Here is a 17,835-nt window from a genome sequence, read left to right as displayed (position 1 = left end):
CGAAGATTGATAGCCGGTCTCCCAATGGAACAGGTTCCGATCTTAAGCTTGAGCAACATTACCGGGTTTCCAGCAGGCCGCTCATCGTCGCGAACAGTTCGGACTTGGCTTCGAAACCGACGCCGGGCAGGTCCGGCAGGCGCACCCGGCCGTCCTCGACTGCGATACCGTCGGCGAAACCGCCGAAGGGCTTGAAGACGTCGGGGTAGGATTCGTTGCCGCCCAGATGCAGGCCGGCGGCGATGTTCAGCGACATCTGATGCCCGCCATGCGGCACCACGCGGCGGCTGGACCAGCCATTGTCCTTCAGCATGTCCAGCGTGCGCAGATACTCCACCAGTCCATAGCTCAGCGCACAGTCGAACTGCAGCCAGTCGCGGTCGGGCCGCATGCCGCCATGGCGGATCAGGTTGCGGGCGTCCTGGTGCGAGAACAGGTTCTCGCCGGTCGCCATCGGGCGATCGTAATGCTTGGCGAGTTCGGCCTGCAGCGCATAGTCCAGCGGATCGCCGGCCTCCTCGTACCAGAGCAGGCCGTAGGGCTTCAGCGCCTCCGCATACTTGATGGCGGTGCCGAGGTCGAAGCGGCCATTCGCATCGACGCACAAATTCTCACCCGACCCGACCACCTCCAGCACCGCGTCGATCCGGCGCAAATCCTCTTCCAGCGATGCGCCGCCGATCTTCATCTTCACGACCTTGTATCCGCGGTCGCGATAGCTGCGCATCTCGTCCTGCAAGGCCGTCACGTCCTTGCCGGGATAGTAATAGCCGCCGGCCGCATAGACCCAGACGCTGTCGTCGGCCACCCCGCCGCGGAAGCGGTCGGCCAGCAGGCGGTAGAGCGGCACTCCGGCGATCTTCGCCACGGCATCCCACACCGCCATGTCGATGGTGCCGACGGCGACCGACCGCTCGCCATGGCCGCCCGGCTTCTCGTTGGTCATCAGCCGCGCCCAGATGCGGAACGGGTCGAGGTTCTCGCCGCTGTCGTCCAGCAGGCTGTCGGGTGCCGCCGACATCAGCCGGGGAATGAAGCGCTCGCGCAGCAGCCCGCCCGCGGCATAGCGGCCGTTGGAGTTGAATCCGTAGCCGATCACCGGCTTGCCGTCGCGCACCACATCGGTGACCACCGCGACGACGCTGCAGGTCATCTGGCTGAAATCGATGAAGGCGTTGGCGATGTCGGACTTGATGCCGGCGGTCTGCTCGCGGATTTCGACGATGCGCATGGCGGTTCCCCTTGCAGCGTGGTGGCGCGTTCGATGACGGCACTGTAGGGATGGTGCGGGCCGCCGGGCCAATGCCAAGGTCGGAACGCATCATGCGGGTTCGGCATAGGCTGCACCAACGCCGGTTCAGGCCCGGCAGACGTGACGAAGATTGGGCGATGGAACTCTCCTGGCTCGACGATTTTCTGGCGCTGGTCGATTGCGGCAACTTCTCCCGCGCCGCCGATGCGCGCCACCTGACCCAGCCGGCCTTCAGCCGCCGCATCCGCGCGCTGGAGGATTGGGCCGGCACCCCGCTGTTCGACCGCAGCGCCCAGCCGGTGACGCTGACGGAGGCCGGGCGCCGCTTCCGCCCCTTCGCCGACGAGACCGTGCGCCGCCTGCTGCAGGGCCGCGAGGAGGCCCGGCTCGCCGCGCAGTCGGAGGCCGCGACCCTGCGCTTCGCCGCCACCCACGCGCTGTCGCTGACCTTCTTCCCCTCCTGGCTGCGGGCGCTGGAGGCGCGGGCGCGGCTGGGCGCCATCACCCTGTCGTCCGACAGCATGGAGGCCTGCGAGCGGCTGATGCTGGCCGGGCAGGCGCAGTTCCTGCTCTGCCATGCCCACCCGGCGGCGGCCGGCCGGCTGGATGCGGAGTCCTTCCGCTCCGTCGTCGTCGGCGGCGACCGGCTGCTGGCGGTGACCGCCCCCGATGCCGCCGGCCGGCCGCGCCATCTGCTGGCCGACGGTCAGGACGCGCCGCTGCCGCACCTGTCCTACAGCCGCGAATCCGGCATGGGCCGCATCCTGGAGGCGGTGCGGGCGGCGCAGCCGCTGCCCGCCGCGCTCGACACCGTCTTCACCTCCCACCTCGCGGCGGTTCTGCGCACGCTGGCCCGCGACGGGCGCGGCGTGGCCTGGCTGCCGGAAAGCCTGATCGCCGAGGATCTGGCGCGCGGCACCCTGGTTCGCGCCGGCATGCCGGCCGGCGACGAGCGCTGGACCGTTCCGGTGCAGATTCGGCTGGTCCGCCCCCGCGCCCGCCAGAGCAAGGCGGCCGAAAGCTTCTGGACGCTCGCGGTCGAAGCCGCCCTGTGGCGCAATGCCGAGTCGCCTGCGGAGTCCGCTCCCCCGGTTGCCGGAGCGGAGCCGGTCACGGAAAAAGAGTTGTGACCGTTTGACCGCAAGTCACTTTGATCGTTGACATTCTCGACAAAGGCTTTCCAACCGCGCGATTTCGCTGGCGCTAACCCTTCCGATCGGGCAAAATTTGCCTAGTTGGTTTTAGGAAGCGTCGCGTCAGCGACCGGAGGAACGATCATGGGCGTCAGCAGCATTGGCGGTATCGGCGGCTATCAGCAGCAGCCCTACGTCACCCCGCTCAGCAGCGGCCCGGCCGCGGCGCAGCGGTCCACCTCCCCCGTCGAGTCCGCGCAGGAAGACCAGACCGAGCGCACCCGCCGCCAGCAGGAGGCGCAGACGGTCCAGAGCGGATCCGGCAGCGGCGGCAACACCACCCCCACCCGCGGCCAGACTCTCAACATCTCGGTCTGACCCCACCGGGTCGCACTGCGGGAAGGACGGGGGCCGTCTGAACGTCAACGCCTGGAAAGCGGGCATGAAGCGCGGGAGGCACCGATGGAGATCCGTGGCGTTTCCAGCACGACGGCAATCCGCCCGACGGCTTTCCAGCCGACGGAGGCGGGTTCCGCGTCCGCATCACGTCCCGCCGAGGGCACCGGCGGCACCGCCGATGGCGGGACGGACAAGGCGTCCGGTCCCGGCTATATCAGCCCCTTCCTGCGCTATGACCAGGGCGCGCGGGTGGCGGTGCTGTATTTCCGCGATTTCGACACCGGCGAAACCCAGGACCAGATCCCGTCCCAGCGCGTCGTCGAGGAATACCGCCGCACCGCCAGCCGCCTTGCCCAGGAGGATGAGCGGAAGTCGGCCGCGGCGAAGGCCGGGTCCGACGGATCGGCGAACGGTTCCACCGGTGGAACGGCGGCTTCGTCGGGCAGCGGCTATGGCACGACGGCGAGCGACTCCGGGTCGGCCGGCGCGTCGATCGGCGTTTCGTTCGCGAGTGCTTCAAGCGGCGGGACGGTGACGGGGGCCAGCGCTGCGGCGCCGACGACCGGCGGCTTCACTCCGACGTCGGCAGGCGGGCCTACAGGCGGGTCGCCGGGTGGGCTGGTGTCGGTGACGGTTTGAAGGGCAACGTTGTCGCTCAATGCCCCCAACCCTCACCCCCCGGCCGCCTCCTCCTCCGCCTGCCGGCGCCTGAACCCGACCAGCGCGGTTTCGTCGAGCATCGCGGCCTCCTTGCGCTTCTGCTTGTCGCGCTCGCGCTTCTGCCGCTCCTCTTCCGCCAACTCGTAACGCTTCAGTTCCTGGAAGGCCTCGGCCATCTCGTCGGTGGCGATGTTGATCTGCGCCTCCACCTGCCCCAGGGACTCGCCCAGCTTGCGGCCACGCTCCAACGCCGCATGGGCAAAGTTGGCATAGGTGAAGGAGACGGAGAAATCGTCGCGCACGGTTTCCTGTTCGTGCGCGATCTCCTGCTTCACCTTCTCGATCTCGTTGCGCAGCCGGTCGGCCAGCGTGTGGAGGTCCGCCAGGACGCGACGCTTCTCGTCCAGTTGCAGCTTCTGCAGGCGGATGATCGTCTTCAGGCTCATTGCGGCCACTGCACCCCAAAGATTTCAGCGAGCATGGCGTAGCTGGTCTCCAGATCGGTGGCCTCGCGCTTGCCCTGCTTGAGGAAGGCTTCCAGCGCCGGCTGGTAGTGGATCGCCTCGTCCACCTGCGGGTCGGTGCCGCGGCGGTAGGCGCCCAGCCGGATCATCTCCTCCATGTTGTCGTAGGAGGACAGCAGGCGCCGGGCATAGCCGACCAGTTCGTTCTCGTTCGCGGTGTTGCAGCCGGGCATGGTGCGCGACACGCTGCGCAGGATGTTGATGGCGGGATAGCGCCCGCGCTCGCCGATCTTGCGTTCCATCACGATGTGGCCGTCCAGGATGCCGCGCACGGCGTCGGCGATCGGTTCATTGTGGTCGTCGCCGTCGACCAGCACGGTGAACAGGCCGGTGATGGTGCCCGACCCGACCACCCCCGGCCCGGCGCGCTCCAGCAGGCGCGGCAGCTCGGCGAAGACGGTCGGCGGATAGCCCTTGGTCGTCGGCGGTTCGCCGGCGGACAGGCCGATCTCGCGCTGGGCCATGGCGAAGCGGGTGACGCTGTCCATCATGCACAGCACGTCGCGGCCCTGGTCGCGGAAATGCTCGGCCACCGCCAGCGTCATGTAGGCCGCCTGCTTGCGCATCAGCGGCGCTTCGTCCGACGTGGCGCAGACGACCACGCTGCGGGCAAGACCCTCCTCGCCCAGATCCTCGGTGATGAACTCCTGCAATTCGCGTCCGCGCTCGCCGATCAGGCCGATCACCGCGACCTCGGCGGCGGAGAAGCGCGCCAGCATCGACATGACCGACGATTTGCCGACGCCCGATCCGGCGAAGATGCCCATGCGCTGGCCGCGGCAGCAGGTGAGAAAGGCGTTGATGGCGCGGATGCCAAGGTCCAGCTTCTGCCCCACCCGGGCGCGGGAATGGGCATTGGGCGGGTTGTTGCGGATCGGCGTGCCCTGCGGCCCCTTGGGCAGCGGTCCCTTGCCGTCCACCGGCTCGCCCAGCGCGTTGACGACCCGGCCGAGCCAGGCGTCGGTCGGATAGATCATCGCCTGGTCGCCGGCCACCAGCGCGCGGCAGCCCAGACCCACCCCGTCCAGCGCGCCGAACGGCATGGCGAGCGCCCGCCCCTGCCGGAAGCCGACCACCTCGCACGGAATGCGGCGGCGGTCGCGCGTTTCGACGATGCAGCGGCCACCGACAGACAATTCCTTTTCGATCCCGCCGACCTCGACCATCAGGCCGGACACGGCGGTGACGCGGCCGTAGCGGCTGCAGTCGGGAATCTGGTCGATGTCGCGGATCAACTGATCGATATCGAACGGCATGGATCGGATACCGGCGTTCACAAGACGGAACGCGCTCCTATTAAGGGGTAGTTCTGTGGACGGGGGCGACGTTAACCACCATGATCGCATCTTGCGATGGAAGGATTAACGTTGTGTAAGCGCTTGGCACTGGCGTTAAGCTGAATCGTCTGTTAACTTGTGTAAACGGGATGGTTGAAATCGATCATCAAGGATCGGGGACCATTTCCAGGGTCGGGTAGCGAAAGCGCGCCATCAAACGTCGGGATATCGCCATGAGGGTTCTGCTGGTTGAAGACGATTCCTCCGTCGCCAAAAGCATCGAGCTGATGCTGAACACGGAAGGATTCATCGTCGACTCTACCGACCTGGGTGAAGACGGGCTGGAGATCGGCAAGCTCTATGATTACGACATCATCATTCTTGATCTGATGCTGCCGGACATCGACGGGTACGAGGTTCTTCGCCGCCTGCGCGCCGCGCGCGTCACCACCCCGATCCTGATCCTGTCCGGTCTGACCGAGATGGACAACAAGATCAAGGGGCTGGGTTTCGGCGCCGACGATTACCTGACCAAGCCGTTCGACAAGCGCGAGCTGATCGCCCGCATCCAGGCCATCGTCCGCCGGTCGAAGGGCCATTCCGACAGCATCATCCGCACCGGCCGCCTGACCGTCAACCTCGACACCCGCACGGTGGAGGTCGACCAGTCGCCGCTGCACCTGACCGGCAAGGAATACGGCATCCTGGAGTTGTTGAGCCTGCGCAAGGGCACGACGCTGACCAAGGAAATGTTCCTGAACCATCTCTATGGCGGGATGGACGAGCCGGAACTGAAGATCATCGACGTCTTCGTCTGCAAGCTGCGCAAGAAGCTGGCCGCCGCCACCCAGGGCGACAACTACATCGAAACGGTGTGGGGCCGCGGCTATGTGCTGCGCGACCCGCACGAGGAGATCGCCGAGGGCAATCCCCCGCCGCCGCCGCGCGTGCCGCAGCAGCAGGCCGCCGGCTGACCCGCCGCATCGCCCGCGTTTCTTTTCGCCGCCCATCGAACGCCCGGCCGTCTTTCACCTTGAAAGCGGGACCGGGCGTTCCCATGTCTGATGGGTCATTCTGCTTCGGACTGCGGGGCGTTCAAACGCCTCCACGCTCAGCCCCCCTTTTTTCGCCATTGCGTGCATGCCTTAGCGGGCATTTGGGGGCCGCCAATCCCACACCCAGTCTGATGCGCTGCACCGGTGGTGTGGCGCCCTTCGCGTTATGGGAGACAGACATGCCCGTCGGCACCGTCAAATGGTTCAACAGCACCAAGGGCTTCGGTTTCATTCAGCCGGAAAGCGGCGGCCCGGATGTGTTCGTTCACATCTCCGCTGTCGAACGCGCCGGGCTGCGCAGCCTGGTCGATGGCCAGAAGATTTCCTACGAGGAACAGCGCGATCCGAAGCGTGGCAAGACCTCGGCGGAAAATCTGAAGGCGGTCTGACCGCCTGACCGCCGACCTGCGGAAAAAGGGGCATCGGGAAACCGGTGCCCTTTTTCCGTGTTGCACAAGTCCCTGCCGCCCAGATGCAGGGCCCTGCCCAGAGGAGAACCGCTATGGCGTTCAAACCGAATTACAACCAGCAGCGGGCCGAGCGCAACCGGGCCAAGGAACAGAAGAAGCAGGAACGGCTGCAGCGCCGCGAGGAAGGCGTCGCCGCCCGCCGTGCCGGCGAACAGGGCGATCCCGACCAGACCGATCACGAGCAGACCGGGCAGGTCGATGCGGACGTGCAGGATGACGCCGTCCCGACCGATACCGATACCGACACCAACAATGCCTGACCGGGCGACCGCACACGCGGCCGACCGCGATATTACGGAGGACAGGCCATGGCCCGTCAGAAGAAACAACCCGTCGACAACGGCTTCGCGCTTTTCGACGTGATCTACCAGGACGGTGCGCGCACCTCGAACCGCAAGGTGCCGACCGCCGACATCGACCAGTTCGACCGCGAGAACTCCATCCGCACCTTCATCGAGGCGCAGGACCGCAAGATCGCCGAAATGTCCGGCAACCCGCGCGGCCCGATCAAGTCGATCACGCCGTCGGCCTGAGAGTTGGTGATTTTTCTTGCTGGCTGTCATCCCCGCGAAGGCGGGGATCCAGCCGTTTCAAGTGCTTGAGTTCGAAGCCTGGATCCCCGCCTTCGCGGGGATGACGTCCGTCAAAGTGAGAACCGCACGGTTCACGCCACCTTGGCGCCGGCGGCGGAGAAGCCGCCCATGCTGTAGAGGCCGCGCTGGCCCTCCACCGGCTTGAACTTGTCGGTGATGCCCAGCACCGTTTCGGCGCCACCCAGATACAGCACGCCGTCCTGCGGCATCTGCCGGGAAATCGACTCCAGCACCTTCGCCTTCGTCGGCTGGTCAAAATAGATCAGCACGTTGCGGCAGAAGACGATGTCGAACTGGCCCAGCGCCGACAGGTCGCCCAGCAGGTTCCATTCGCGGAACGACACCATCTGGCGCAGCTGCTGGCTGATCTGCCACTTGTCGCCGTTCTGCTTGAAATGCTTCACCAGCATGGTGATCGGCAGGCCGCGCTGCACCTCGAACTGGGTGTAGATGCCGGACTTCGCCCGCTCCACCATTTCCGCCGAGATGTCGGTGCCGACGATCTCAATGCGCCAGCCGGCCAGCTTTGCCGCCTCGTCGTTCAGGATCATCGACAGCGAATAGGCTTCCTGCCCCGACGAACAGGCGGCCGACCAGATGCGCAAACTGCGCTTGGCCGCCCGCGCCTCCATCAGCTTCGGCAGCACCAGCTGGCGGAACTGGTCGAAGGGCTTCTGGTCGCGGAAGAAGGACGACTCGTTGGTCGTCATCGCTTCCGTGATGTCGCGCAGCAGCGCCTCGTCCTTGCGGGTGCGGACGGTGGTCGCCAGCTCCTCCAGCCCCTTCATGTTCCACTTGCGCGCCACCGGCATCAGCCGGGATTCGAGCAAATATGCCTTGTCGCGGGTGAGGACCAGGCCGGAACGCTGCTTGAGCAGCGTGGAGAACATGTCGAAATCTTCGACTCTCATGCTGCCCTCGAAGCGAGCTTGCGGATGTGGGGACCGATTTCCTTGAGCGGCAGGATGGCGTTGCAGATGCCGGCTTGCGCCACCGCACCGGGCATGCCCCAGACCACGCTCGACGCCTCGTCCTGGGCGATCAGGGTGCCGCCGCCGTTGACCACGTCGGTGCAGCCCTTCAGCCCGTCCTGCCCCATGCCGGTCAGGATGCAGGCCAGGATCTTGCGGCCGCCGAAGGACTTCAGGATCGACCGCATCATCGGATCGACCGCCGGGCGGCAGAAATTCTCGGGCGGATCCTTGCTCAGCGCGATCACGTTGGTGCCGGCGCGCTGCGTCACCAGCATGTGGAAGTCGCCGGGCGCGATGTAGCAGCGGTTCTGCACCACCGGCTCGCCGTCCTTGGCCTCGCGCGCGTCGATCCCGCATTGGCGGCTGATGTGCTCGGCCAGGATGGTGGTGAAGGTCGCCGGCATGTGCTGGGTGATCAGGATCGGCTGGGTCACGCCGGTCTTCAGGTGTGACAGCACCTCGAACAGGGCCTGCGGACCGCCGGTGGAGCTGCCGATGGCGATCACGTCCGGCTTCACCGCGATGCCGGCCGGGGCCGGACGGGTGGTGATCGGCCCGACCTCGCGCTTCAGCAGCCCGACGGGGGCCGCCGGGGTCAGCGGGCGGATCTCGCCGCGGCTTCGCGACCCGGCGCGCCGGGCGGCGGCGCCCAGCGCCTTGACCTTGGCGACCAGCTCGCGCTTGAAGTCCTCCGCCCCGCCGATCTCGCGGGTGGAGGTCGGCTTCGGGATGTAATCGGCCGCACCGGCCGACAGGCAGCGCATCGACACGTCGGCCCCGCGCAGCGTCAGCGTGGAGGCCATGATGATCTTCACCTGCGGCGCCACCGCCAGCAGCTTCGGGATAGCGGTCAGCCCGTCCATCACCGGCATCTCGATGTCCAGAACGATGACGTCGATGGAGTTGCGCTGCAGCGAATTGACCGCCATCTGACCGTCGCCGACCGAAGTGACGACGCGGATGTCCGGGTCCCCTTCCAGCGCGCGGGTCAGCAGGCCGCGGATGACGGCGGAGTCGTCCACCACCATGACCCGGACGGGATCCGGGTTGGCCGGTCGCGCGGTGGTGAGGGGGCCTCTGCCAAAACTGTCCGACATAACGGCGATTCGCCTTTCAACTCGACATGTTCAACGCTGTTTTTCCTGGGCGGCCCCATTCCCGGGCCCCTGGGCCTGGAATGGGGCCGGGATCAGAGAAGGCCGACCTGCGCGAACTTGGTCTGGATGATGTCGCTGTCGAAGGGCTTCATGATGTACTCGTTGGCCCCGGCGGACAGCGCCTCCTGGATGTGGGCGAGGTCGTTCTCGGTCGTGCAGAACACCACCTTGGGCTGCTCGCCCCCGCTCATCTTGCGCAGCCGGCGCAGGAACTCGATCCCGGTCATCACCGGCATGTTCCAGTCCAGCAGGATGGCGTCGGGCATCTGCGCCGCGCAGGCCTCCATCGCCTGCTTGCCGTCCTCCGCTTCCGAGCAGGCGAAGTTCAGCTCTTCCAGGATCTTGCGCGCGACCTTGCGGACCACGCGGCTGTCATCGACCACCAGGCAGGATTTCATTGCGGCAGGGCCTCAGGTCATCTGTTCGTCGGCAATAGCCGGCCGGCGGAAGCGGCGCCCTCCATCGCGAAGAGCGCCTCCAGCCGTCAGGCCGTCTCGATGGTTGTGAAGTTGAGCAGACGAGGCACGTCCAGCACAACCATCAACTGGCCGTTCAGCCTATAAATTCCGGTCGAGACCTCCCGCCACCGCGGATCCAGCGTCGCCGGGTTGCGTTCGAAGTCCTCCTTGGTCAGGCTCAGCACCTCGCCGACCGAATCGACCATCAGGCTGTACAGCTCGCCGCGCAGGTCGACGACGATCGACATGCCCGGCTTGTCCTTCGGCCGGCCGGTAAGGCCGAGCCGCAGGCGGACGTCGATGGCGGTGACGATGCGGCCGCGCAGGTTCAGCGATCCGGCGACCTCCGGCGGGGCCAGCGGGATGCGGGTGATCCGCTGATGGCCCAGCACGTCCTGCACCTGAAGGACCGGGATGCCGAACATCTGGTCGGCGATCGTCATGGTCACAAAGTCCTGGTTGCCGGAGACGACGATGTCGTCGCCCCTCGACTTCCGGACGGTGGACGGCAGCTTGGCGTTGCTCATGCGGCACCTTTCTGTTCGGTCAGCGTCTGCTGCAGCGCGAAGAGCAGCGCGTCACGGTCGAACTTGGCGACATAGTCGTTGAAACCGGCGATCCGGCCGCGGTCGAGATCGCGGGCACTGGCGTGGCTGGACAGCGCCACCATCGGCACACGCTGCCAGCGGCTGCCGTGGCGCACCGCCTCGGCGAAGTCGAAGCCGCTCATGCCCGGCATCTCGATGTCGGAGACGATGACGTCGAAGTCCTCGCCCGCCTCGCAGAGCGCCAGCGCGTCGCCGGCATTCTCCACCGCCGTCACGTCGTAACCGGCGACCGACAGCAGCGGCGTCAGCAGGTTGCGGAAGAAGGGGCTGTCGTCGACCAGCAGCACGCGCTGCAGCTTCTCCTCCTCGAACCCCTCCTGGGCGGAGGAGCCGAACCAGTCCTTGTAAGCCTGGGTCAGGAAGAAGCCGGCGTCGATCACCTCGGTCGCCTTGCCGGCGATGATGGCCGAGCCCATCAGGCCGGGACGTTCCGCGGCCAGCTGGACGTTCAGCTTCTCCTCGACGATGTCGACGATCTCGTCGACGATCAGGCCCATCGAGCGGTCGCCGTCGGCGAAGACCAGCACCGGCTGGCGGCCTTCGCTGCCGACGACGAAGTTCGGGTCGATCGGCACCAGCGGCATCAGCTTGCCGCGGTACTGGACCACCGGCAGGCCGTTCGACAGCTCGACCGTGGCGAGATCGACGTCCTCCAGGCGGGCGACCAGCGACAGCGGCACCGCCTTGGGCGCGCCCTCGCCGGCGCGGAACAGCAGCAGCGCCATCTTGTCCTCCTGGCGCTGGGTCTGGACCGCGGTGGTCTCCTTGCCGGCGGCCTCGCCCATCGCCATCTCGCCGGTGGCCGACGCGATGCCGTTGGGGTCCAGGATCATGATGACCGAGCCGTCGCCCAGGATCGTGTTGCCCGAGAACATCTCGATGTGGCGCAGGATCGGCGCCACCGGCTTCACCACGATTTCCTCGGTGTCGAACACGCGGTCGACCATGATGCCGAAGGTGTAGGTGCCGACCTGGGTGACGACGATGAAGGTCTCGTCCTCGGTCTTGGCGCTACCCTCGCTGTCGTCCAGCCGCAGCAGCTGCTGCAGCGACACCAGCGGCAGCAGGCGGTTGCGCAGGCGCAGCACCGGCGTGCCCTTCAGCCGTTCGATGGTGTGCTCGCTGTCCGACGCGGCGCGCACCAGCTCGACCACGCTGATCTGCGGGATGGCGAAGCGTTCGCCGGCGCATTCCACGATCAGGGCCGAGACGATGGCCAGCGTCAGCGGGATCTTGATGACGAAGGTCGAGCCCTTGCCCTGGGCCGACTTGATCTCGATCGTGCCGCCGATCTTCTCGATGTTGGTCTTCACCACGTCCATGCCGACGCCGCGGCCCGACACGTTGGTGACCTTGGCGGCGGTGGAGAAGCCCGGCTTCATGATGAACTGGATGATCTGCTGGTCGGTCATCGAGGCCAGCTCGCCTTCCGACGCCATCCCGTTCTGGATCGCCTTCTGCTTGATCCGGTCGATGGCAAGGCCCTTACCGTCGTCCTGGATCTCGATGATGATGTGGCCGCCTTCGTGATAGGCGTTCAGCGTGATGCGGCCGGTCTCCGACTTGCCGGCCTTCAGGCGCTCCGCCGGGATCTCCAGCCCATGGTCGGCGCTGTTGCGCACCATGTGGGTCAGCGGGTCCTTGATCAGCTCCAGCACCTGACGGTCCAGCTCGGTATCGGCGCCGAGCATCTGGAGGTCGATCTTCTTGTTCAGTTCGTGCGCCAGATCGCGCACCAGACGCGGCAGCTTGGCCCAGGCGTTGCCGATGGGCTGCATGCGCGTCTTCATGACGCCTTCCTGCAGCTCCGACGTCACATGGTTCAGGCGCTGCAGCGGGGCGGCGAACTCGCTCTCCTTCTGCGACCGCAGGATCTGCAGCAGCTGGTTGCGGGTCAGCACCAGCTCCGACACCATGGTCATCAGGTTTTCGAGCAGGTCGACGTTGACGCGGATGGTCTGCGCGGCGACCGCCGATTCCTTGGTCGCGGCCTCGGCGCCCGCATCGGCGGCACCGCCGCCAGCCGAGCCGCCGCCCGAGCCGCCGCCACTCGCCATCGGGGCGACCGGGGCCGGCATCTTGGCGGCCGCCGGCTCGGCGTCGGGCACGACGAGATCCTGCGACGGGGCCGGCTCCTCGACCGGCTCGGGCGCACGGGTGGCGACCGCGGTGCCGGCGGCGGGCGCGGCGGCCGGGGCCGGAATGTCGTTCGGGCCGGGGGTGGAGTTCCACAGCGCCTCGAGCTCGTCCAGGGTCACCGGACGGGACTCCGACGCGGCGACCGCGGGGGCGGTCGGAGGCGGCGGCGGGGGCGGAGCGGCGGCGGCCGGTGCGGGCCCGCCCAGCTTGCCTTCGGCGCACAGGTTCAGCCGCTCGATCAGCGGCAGGTCGTCGCCCGGCGGCTCCGCCTCGGTCGCTTCCAGGACCGCCAGCAGGCTCTTGATGGTGTCCAGAGCCTGCAGGATCAGCGACACCGCTTCCGGGTTGATCGTCAGTTCGCCGTCGCGGAACTTGCCCAGCACGTTCTCCGACGCGTGCGCCACCTTCTCCAGGCGGGGCAGGCCGAGGAAGCCGCAAGTGCCCTTGATGGTGTGAACGAGCCGGAAGATGTTCGACAGCAGTTCCGGATTGTTGGGGTTCTGCTCCAACCGGACCAACTCGACGTCGAGCACCGAGAGGTTTTCGTTGGTTTCCGTCAGAAATTCGGACAGCAGATCATCCATGTCGCATTCCCCAGGCCCAATGTTTATGGTCCGCGCCGGCCTGCGGCTCGAACGGACGGCTTTGCCGGCCGCCGGTTGCGCTCCAGTCCAGGTAGGGTGGGAGCCTGTCAAACACTGATTAAGAGAACCTTACCTCTTCCGATAGGGAGTCCTCCGGGAGCTTCCACCGGTAGGATCGGGGTTCCATTGTCACAGGGAGGATCGATGACCGACGCCGAACTCGCCCAATCCGTGCGCGAAGCCGTGGAACGCCTCAACGCCGCGCTGGCGGAGGCCGCGCGCCACAATCTGGCGGTCACGCTGCGCACGACCGCTCACCAGACCACCGGCGGGGTGGAGCAGGTCGTGCTGGAGCCGCGGATCTTCAAGCAGTTGTAGCAAGCAGTTGTTAGGGCGCCTCACCAGTCCGCGGTGAAGACCAGCCGCTCGCTGCTTTCGGTGGCGACGGCGATGCGGAAGCCGTCGCTCTCGGCCAGCCGTCCGGTGAGATAGGCGTGGATGGTGCGCGGGGTCAATGCCTCGGCTCCCGCCGTGCCGGCCAGCGCCGCCGCGGCCTCCGGGTTGAGCGTGCCCGGCCGCCCGGCGGCGGTCACGGTGATGCGGCCGGCGGTCTCGTCGCCGTCGGCGGCGACGGAGACCAGCCCGCCATGGGTCAGCGCCTCGTCCGCCAGCATCACCAGATTCAGCACCAGCTTCACCACGCCGCGGCGCTGGGCCGTCATGTCGTGGGGCACCCGCTCCGGCCAGTCGAGCCGGGTGCGCCCGCCCTCGACATAGCCTGCCGCGGCGGCGCGGGCGTCACCGAACCCCTTCTGGTCGCGCCCGGCCAGCCCATAGGCCAGCCGGAACACCCGCAGCCGGCGGTCGGCCTGACCGGAGGAATGGTCGATCAGCTTCACCGCCTCGCCCAGGAATCCCCCGACGGCGGGGCCGCCATCCTCGTCCTCCTGCATCTCCTCGATCAGTTCCAGGCCGTTGCGGATGGCGCCGACCGGGCTGACCAGATCGTGGCAGAGCTTGGACGCCAGCAGTTCCAGCACGCGGATGTCGACGCTGACGGGGCGGGAGGACGAATCGGTCACGGGGCGGACTCCGGGGAAAAAAGGAACGGCGACGGCGCGGTGCCGGAGACTCTATACTCTCCGGGCGCCGCCGCACAGGCGGTCGCATTTCCTATGTAGAATAGCGGCATGGATGGGACGCGACATGGACGATTCGCTGGTGCCCGGCGCCTGGGTGCGCCACCCGGACCGGCCCGACTGGGGGCTGGGACAGGTGCAGTCGGCCATCCGCAACCGCATCACGGTGAATTTCGAGCATGCGGGCAAGGTGCTGATCGACTCCGACGTCATCGCGCTGACGGTGGTCGACCCGGACGATATTTGAGGTCCGCACTCCGGGAAAGCGCGGATTGCGCGGCAGCGGCGACTTTGCTTTTATGCGAATGATTTCGGACGCCTGTTGGAGAGAGACCACATGAAGGCAATGATCCTCGGCTTCGCCGCCGCGGCGGTGATCGCACTGGGCACGGCTGCGGCGTTGAACGCCGTCGGCCATTCGACCGCGGAGCGCTATTCCAGCCCGTCCGTCCGCCTGTAGGCGAACATCACGCAAACCCATTCCACGAAAAGGCGACTTCCGGCCGCCCGACGCTCGGTGTAGGATCGGTTGATCCATGACCGGACACGGCGGGGCATTGCTTGATCTCGCGTCTCAAAGGGGGAATGGGCGCATTCGGTGTGGCGCTGATCCTTGGCCTCAACGCCATGGTCGGCTACGACCTGCTGCACCAGCGTGACCAGACCATCGCCCGGGCGCGGGAGGACACCGCGTCGATGGCGCTGGTGCTGGAACGCCAGGCGAGCGACTCCCTGTCCGGCGTGTCCAAGATCCTCGCCGGCACCGTGGAGGTGCTGGCCGTCAGGACCGACAGTTGGAGCCGCGGCGATGCCGACATCCATGCCCTGCTGCGCCGTCAGGCCGCGCTGTCGCCGCTGGTCCGCGCCATCCTGGTGGTGTCCGCCGACGGCCGGCTGATCCACGACACCGAAACGCTGAGCCCGGCGAACATCGACCTGTCGGACCGCGATTACCTGATGGCCCACCGCGACCGGCTGGTTCCCGACGGCGGGGTCTTCGTCGGCAATCCCGTGCGCGGCCGCACCTCCGGCACCTGGTTCTTCAGCATGAGCCGGCGGCTGAACTCGCCCGACGGCAATTTCGCCGGCGTGGTGGTCGCCGTGCTGGAGCCGATGGCCTTCCGCGGCTTCTACCAGTCGCTTCCGCTGACCGGCGACGCGGTGGTGACGCTTTATCACGCCGATGGAACGGTGATCGCCCGTTTCCCCGACCATGACGGCTACATCGGCCGCTCCGCCAAGCTCCTGCCGCTGTTCACCGACCTGCTGAAGACGACGCGAACGGGGACCGCGATGCTGGACGGCAGCGTCGACGGACCGCGCCGCATCCTCAGCCACCGCGCCTCCGCCGAGATGCCGCTGGTGGTGACGGTGTCCGCGTCGCAGGACGCGGTGCTGGCCCCCTGGTGGTCGAAGGCGATGACGCTGGCGGCGGCCGACCTCGCCGGGACGCTGGTGCTGGCGGCGATGACGCTGGCCCTGCTGCGCGAGGCGGAGCGGCGGGAACGCGCCATCGCCGACCTGCAGAACAGCGAGCAGGCGTTGCGCGACAGCCAGCAGAGGCTGATCCAGGACATCGCCGCCCGCCACCGGATCGAGGCGGAGCTGATCGCCGCCAAGCAGGTCTCCGACGCCGCCAACCGGGCGAAGACCCAGTTCCTGGCCAACATGAGCCACGAGCTGCGCACGCCGCTGAACGCGGTGATCGGCTTCGCCGAGGCGCTGGAAAGCGGCATCTTCGGCGCGATGTCGGGCAAGCAGACCGAATATGTCGGCGACATCCGCAAATCGGGCCAGCATCTGCTGAGCCTGATCAACGACATCCTCGACACCACCAAGATCGAATCGGGCAAATATGTGCTGCACCAGGAGGATCTGGCGGTCGGCGACCTGATCGGCGAATGCCTGCGCCAGATGGAGCCGCTGGCGGTGGAGAAGGGCGTGACCCTGACGGCGGCGCTGCCCGTCTCCCTGCCCATCCTCCATGCCGACGCCCGCGCAGTGCGGCAGATCCTGCTGAACCTGCTGTCCAACGCGGTGAAGTTCACCCCGCCGGGCGGGCGGATCGCGGTGGAGGCCGACCGGGCGGCGCGCAGCCTGCGCCTGCGGGTCAGCGATACCGGCATCGGCATCCCCGCCGTGGAACTGGAACAGGTGATGGAGCCCTTCCATCAGGTCGACAACTCCCACACCCGGCGCTATGCCGGGACCGGGCTGGGACTTCCGCTGGTCAAGTCGCTGGTGGAGTTGCAGGACGGCCGCTTCGTGCTGTCCAGCGTACTGGGGCGCGGCACCACCGCCACGGTGCTGTTCCCGCAATCGCGGCTGCGCACCTGTCACGACGACCATCCGGCCCTGGACCGGGTGCAGGCCGCCTCGGCGTGAGAGACTCTATACTATATACTACGAGCGTCGCGCCCGGCCGACGATGACCAGCGCGATGCCGCCCAGCACGGCGGCCGACGACAGCGCCAGAACCGGGGTGATCCGCTCGCCCAGCGCCAGCACCGCCGCCAGCGCGGTGATGACCGGGACGCTCAGCTGGACCGAGGCGGCGCGGGCGGCGGTCAGGGCGGGCAGCGCCGCATACCAGATGGAATAGCCGACACCCGAGGCCAGCGCGCCCGACAGCACCGCATAGACCAGCCCGCCCTGGTCCCAGCGCACGCCTCCGCCGAACGATGGACCAATCAGAGCGGCCAACAGGGCCAGGACCGCCGCCATCGGTGCGGCGCGCATGAAGTTGCCGGCGGTGGTGGCGATGGGATCGCGGCTGCTGCGCCCCAGCAGGGAATAGACGCCCCAGGCCGCTCCGGCCGCCAGCATCAGCAGCGCCCCCAGCGGGTCCGGCGCCGACAGTCCGGGCGCCAGCAGCAATGCCAGCCCGCCGAGCGCCAGCGCCAGCCCGCCCCACTGCAGCGGCACCAGCCTTTCGCCGCGATAGAGCCCGACCAGGATCATGGTCGCCTGCACCGCCCCGAACAGCAGCAGCGCCCCGGTCCCCGCCGTCATGGTCAGATAGGCGAAGGAGAAGGCGGCGGCATAGGCCAGCAGCGCCGCCGCCCCGCGCCAGCTGCCGGCTCCCGCTTTCGCATGGCCGGTGGCGCGGGCGATCAGCCACAGGCTGGCGGCCCCGGACGCGATGCGCACCAGGGTGAATCCGGCCGGGTCGATGGCGGTCTGGGTCAGCGCCAGCCGGCACAGGATGGAGTTCGCGGCGAAGGCCAGCATTGCCAGCAGGGTCAGCAGCGCCGCCCGCCCGGCGCCGGGAAGGACCGGAGCCGGCGTCGAAACGGCCCCCATCTTATCGCTCGCCACCATGATTGTTTCCCTCGCAACCAGACCTGCCCAGCTAGCCGCAGGGCCGCCGCCCTGTCAAATGCCCAGCGCCGCCGCTCCCGTCCGACTTTGGT

21 protein-coding genes are annotated in these 17,835 nt (G+C 67.6%); 11 read left to right on the top strand and 10 right to left on the bottom strand.

What is annotated here, in order from left to right; genetic code table 11:
- Positions 1 to 58: 58 nt before the first annotated feature.
- Positions 59 to 1,231 carry a mandelate racemase/muconate lactonizing enzyme family protein gene (locus PWS46_RS23735; RefSeq protein WP_434624005.1) on the bottom strand — a complete coding sequence of 391 codons (1,173 nt, stop codon included), beginning with the start codon at positions 1,229 to 1,231 and terminating at the stop codon, positions 59 to 61.
- 158 nt (positions 1,232 to 1,389) lie between these two features.
- On the opposite strand from PWS46_RS23735, the gene PWS46_RS23730 reads away from it, so the two are divergent.
- The 3 genes from PWS46_RS23730 to PWS46_RS23720 all read left to right on the top strand — a co-directional run bounded on the left by PWS46_RS23730 (position 1,390) and on the right by PWS46_RS23720 (position 3,423).
- Entirely contained in the window at positions 1,390 to 2,382 is a 993-nt protein-coding gene (locus PWS46_RS23730; protein ID WP_434624003.1) for a LysR family transcriptional regulator, read from the top strand.
- Positions 2,383 to 2,529: 147 nt separating this feature from the next.
- Positions 2,530 to 2,763: a hypothetical protein gene (locus PWS46_RS23725; RefSeq protein WP_434624000.1), complete on the top strand. Its 234-nt coding sequence runs from the start codon at positions 2,530 to 2,532 to the stop codon at positions 2,761 to 2,763.
- Positions 2,764 to 2,847: 84 nt separating this feature from the next.
- Entirely contained in the window at positions 2,848 to 3,423 is a 576-nt protein-coding gene (locus PWS46_RS23720) for a hypothetical protein (RefSeq protein WP_434623998.1), read from the top strand.
- A gap of 32 nt (positions 3,424 to 3,455) precedes the next feature.
- Here the strand turns inward: PWS46_RS23720 and PWS46_RS23715 are convergent, their stop codons facing one another.
- Positions 3,456 to 3,890 (bottom strand): flagellar export protein FliJ, encoded by a 435-nt coding sequence (locus PWS46_RS23715; RefSeq protein ID WP_434623996.1) that lies wholly within the window; start codon positions 3,888 to 3,890, stop codon positions 3,456 to 3,458.
- Positions 3,887 to 5,224, bottom strand: coding sequence for a flagellar protein export ATPase FliI (fliI, locus tag PWS46_RS23710; RefSeq protein ID WP_295825562.1), 1,338 nt, complete (start codon positions 5,222 to 5,224; stop codon positions 3,887 to 3,889). Before fliI ends, PWS46_RS23715 begins: the two co-directional genes overlap by 4 nt.
- A gap of 254 nt (positions 5,225 to 5,478) precedes the next feature.
- Here fliI and ctrA point away from each other — a divergent pair, with 254 nt between their 5' ends.
- The 4 genes from ctrA (at position 5,479) to PWS46_RS23690 (ending at position 7,303) form a co-directional block, all read left to right on the top strand.
- Complete coding sequence (gene ctrA, locus PWS46_RS23705) at positions 5,479 to 6,219, top strand: response regulator transcription factor CtrA (RefSeq protein WP_012977929.1); 741 nt, start codon at positions 5,479 to 5,481, stop codon at positions 6,217 to 6,219.
- 260 nt (positions 6,220 to 6,479) lie between these two features.
- Complete coding sequence (locus PWS46_RS23700; protein WP_012977930.1) at positions 6,480 to 6,689, top strand: cold-shock protein; 210 nt, start codon at positions 6,480 to 6,482, stop codon at positions 6,687 to 6,689.
- A 113-nt stretch (positions 6,690 to 6,802) separates the two neighbouring features.
- A complete protein-coding gene (locus tag PWS46_RS23695; protein ID WP_434623993.1) occupies positions 6,803 to 7,030 on the top strand; it encodes a hypothetical protein in 228 nt (75 codons plus the stop codon).
- Between the two features lie 48 nt (positions 7,031 to 7,078).
- A complete protein-coding gene (locus PWS46_RS23690) occupies positions 7,079 to 7,303 on the top strand; it encodes a hypothetical protein (protein ID WP_434623992.1) in 225 nt (74 codons plus the stop codon).
- Between the two features lie 131 nt (positions 7,304 to 7,434).
- Here the strand turns inward: PWS46_RS23690 and PWS46_RS23685 are convergent, their stop codons facing one another.
- The 5 genes from PWS46_RS23685 to PWS46_RS23665 all read right to left on the bottom strand — a co-directional run bounded on the left by PWS46_RS23685 (position 7,435) and on the right by PWS46_RS23665 (position 13,283).
- On the bottom strand, positions 7,435 to 8,274 hold the full coding sequence (locus PWS46_RS23685) for a CheR family methyltransferase (RefSeq protein WP_149198726.1): 840 nt from the start codon (positions 8,272 to 8,274) through the stop codon (positions 7,435 to 7,437).
- A complete protein-coding gene (locus tag PWS46_RS23680) occupies positions 8,271 to 9,434 on the bottom strand; it encodes a protein-glutamate methylesterase/protein-glutamine glutaminase (RefSeq protein ID WP_434623989.1) in 1,164 nt (387 codons plus the stop codon). Before PWS46_RS23680 ends, PWS46_RS23685 begins: the two co-directional genes overlap by 4 nt.
- A 92-nt stretch (positions 9,435 to 9,526) precedes the next feature.
- The gene (locus PWS46_RS23675; protein ID WP_045583532.1) at positions 9,527 to 9,892 is read right to left on the bottom strand and encodes a response regulator; all 366 of its coding nucleotides are present in this window, start codon (positions 9,890 to 9,892) and stop codon (positions 9,527 to 9,529) included.
- A gap of 86 nt (positions 9,893 to 9,978) precedes the next feature.
- Positions 9,979 to 10,479, bottom strand: coding sequence for a chemotaxis protein CheW (locus PWS46_RS23670; protein WP_098736194.1), 501 nt, complete (start codon positions 10,477 to 10,479; stop codon positions 9,979 to 9,981).
- Positions 10,476 to 13,283, bottom strand: coding sequence for a hybrid sensor histidine kinase/response regulator (locus PWS46_RS23665; protein WP_434623986.1), 2,808 nt, complete (start codon positions 13,281 to 13,283; stop codon positions 10,476 to 10,478). The genes PWS46_RS23670 and PWS46_RS23665 overlap by 4 nt, the downstream gene beginning before the upstream one ends.
- 204 nt (positions 13,284 to 13,487) lie before the next feature.
- Here PWS46_RS23665 and PWS46_RS23660 point away from each other — a divergent pair, with 204 nt between their 5' ends.
- Positions 13,488 to 13,661, top strand: a complete 174-nt coding sequence (locus PWS46_RS23660) for a hypothetical protein (RefSeq protein WP_169054747.1) — start codon at positions 13,488 to 13,490, stop codon at positions 13,659 to 13,661.
- A gap of 20 nt (positions 13,662 to 13,681) precedes the next feature.
- On the opposite strand, the gene PWS46_RS23655 is transcribed toward PWS46_RS23660, so the two are convergent.
- Complete coding sequence (locus PWS46_RS23655; protein WP_434623984.1) at positions 13,682 to 14,365, bottom strand: histidine phosphotransferase family protein; 684 nt, start codon at positions 14,363 to 14,365, stop codon at positions 13,682 to 13,684.
- Between the two features lie 124 nt (positions 14,366 to 14,489).
- On the opposite strand from PWS46_RS23655, the gene PWS46_RS23650 reads away from it, so the two are divergent.
- The 3 genes from PWS46_RS23650 (at position 14,490) to PWS46_RS23640 (ending at position 16,807) form a co-directional block, all read left to right on the top strand.
- Complete coding sequence (locus tag PWS46_RS23650; protein WP_434623982.1) at positions 14,490 to 14,669, top strand: DUF3553 domain-containing protein; 180 nt, start codon at positions 14,490 to 14,492, stop codon at positions 14,667 to 14,669.
- Between the two features lie 90 nt (positions 14,670 to 14,759).
- Positions 14,760 to 14,882, top strand: coding sequence for a hypothetical protein (locus PWS46_RS23645; RefSeq protein WP_434623980.1), 123 nt, complete (start codon positions 14,760 to 14,762; stop codon positions 14,880 to 14,882).
- A 125-nt stretch (positions 14,883 to 15,007) separates the two neighbouring features.
- Positions 15,008 to 16,807: a sensor histidine kinase gene (locus PWS46_RS23640; protein WP_434623978.1), complete on the top strand. Its 1,800-nt coding sequence runs from the start codon at positions 15,008 to 15,010 to the stop codon at positions 16,805 to 16,807.
- Between the two features lie 18 nt (positions 16,808 to 16,825).
- Here PWS46_RS23640 and PWS46_RS23635 read toward each other — a convergent pair whose 3' ends face one another.
- Positions 16,826 to 17,743 carry an EamA family transporter gene (locus PWS46_RS23635; RefSeq protein WP_434623976.1) on the bottom strand — a complete coding sequence of 306 codons (918 nt, stop codon included), beginning with the start codon at positions 17,741 to 17,743 and terminating at the stop codon, positions 16,826 to 16,828.
- Positions 17,744 to 17,835: the final 92 nt, after the last annotated feature.

It is taken from the genome of Azospirillum sp. B2RO_4, assembly GCF_051124815.1.
GTDB lineage: Bacteria > Pseudomonadota > Alphaproteobacteria > Azospirillales > Azospirillaceae > Azospirillum.
This window is presented reverse-complemented; position numbering and strand designations above follow the sequence as displayed.

Excerpts from the sequence above, each read along its gene's own strand:
- PWS46_RS23735 (WP_434624005.1), bottom strand. The coding sequence starts at position 1,231 with ATGCGCATCGTCGAAATCCGCGAGCAGACCGCCGGCATCAAGTCCGAC.
- PWS46_RS23730 (WP_434624003.1), top strand. The coding sequence starts at position 1,390 with ATGGAACTCTCCTGGCTCGACGATTTTCTGGCGCTGGTCGATTGCGGC.
- PWS46_RS23725 (WP_434624000.1), top strand. The coding sequence starts at position 2,530 with ATGGGCGTCAGCAGCATTGGCGGTATCGGCGGCTATCAGCAGCAGCCC.
- PWS46_RS23720 (WP_434623998.1), top strand. The coding sequence starts at position 2,848 with ATGGAGATCCGTGGCGTTTCCAGCACGACGGCAATCCGCCCGACGGCT.
- PWS46_RS23715 (WP_434623996.1), bottom strand. The coding sequence starts at position 3,890 with ATGAGCCTGAAGACGATCATCCGCCTGCAGAAGCTGCAACTGGACGAG.
- fliI (WP_295825562.1), bottom strand. The coding sequence starts at position 5,224 with ATGCCGTTCGATATCGATCAGTTGATCCGCGACATCGACCAGATTCCC.
- ctrA (WP_012977929.1), top strand. The coding sequence starts at position 5,479 with ATGAGGGTTCTGCTGGTTGAAGACGATTCCTCCGTCGCCAAAAGCATC.
- PWS46_RS23700 (WP_012977930.1), top strand. The coding sequence starts at position 6,480 with ATGCCCGTCGGCACCGTCAAATGGTTCAACAGCACCAAGGGCTTCGGT.
- PWS46_RS23695 (WP_434623993.1), top strand. The coding sequence starts at position 6,803 with ATGGCGTTCAAACCGAATTACAACCAGCAGCGGGCCGAGCGCAACCGG.
- PWS46_RS23690 (WP_434623992.1), top strand. The coding sequence starts at position 7,079 with ATGGCCCGTCAGAAGAAACAACCCGTCGACAACGGCTTCGCGCTTTTC.
- PWS46_RS23685 (WP_149198726.1), bottom strand. The coding sequence starts at position 8,274 with ATGAGAGTCGAAGATTTCGACATGTTCTCCACGCTGCTCAAGCAGCGT.
- PWS46_RS23680 (WP_434623989.1), bottom strand. The coding sequence starts at position 9,434 with ATGTCGGACAGTTTTGGCAGAGGCCCCCTCACCACCGCGCGACCGGCC.
- PWS46_RS23675 (WP_045583532.1), bottom strand. The coding sequence starts at position 9,892 with ATGAAATCCTGCCTGGTGGTCGATGACAGCCGCGTGGTCCGCAAGGTC.
- PWS46_RS23670 (WP_098736194.1), bottom strand. The coding sequence starts at position 10,479 with ATGAGCAACGCCAAGCTGCCGTCCACCGTCCGGAAGTCGAGGGGCGAC.
- PWS46_RS23665 (WP_434623986.1), bottom strand. The coding sequence starts at position 13,283 with ATGGATGATCTGCTGTCCGAATTTCTGACGGAAACCAACGAAAACCTC.
- PWS46_RS23660 (WP_169054747.1), top strand. The coding sequence starts at position 13,488 with ATGACCGACGCCGAACTCGCCCAATCCGTGCGCGAAGCCGTGGAACGC.
- PWS46_RS23650 (WP_434623982.1), top strand. The coding sequence starts at position 14,490 with ATGGACGATTCGCTGGTGCCCGGCGCCTGGGTGCGCCACCCGGACCGG.
- PWS46_RS23645 (WP_434623980.1), top strand. The coding sequence starts at position 14,760 with ATGAAGGCAATGATCCTCGGCTTCGCCGCCGCGGCGGTGATCGCACTG.
- PWS46_RS23640 (WP_434623978.1), top strand. The coding sequence starts at position 15,008 with ATGGGCGCATTCGGTGTGGCGCTGATCCTTGGCCTCAACGCCATGGTC.
- PWS46_RS23635 (WP_434623976.1), bottom strand. The coding sequence starts at position 17,743 with ATGGTGGCGAGCGATAAGATGGGGGCCGTTTCGACGCCGGCTCCGGTC.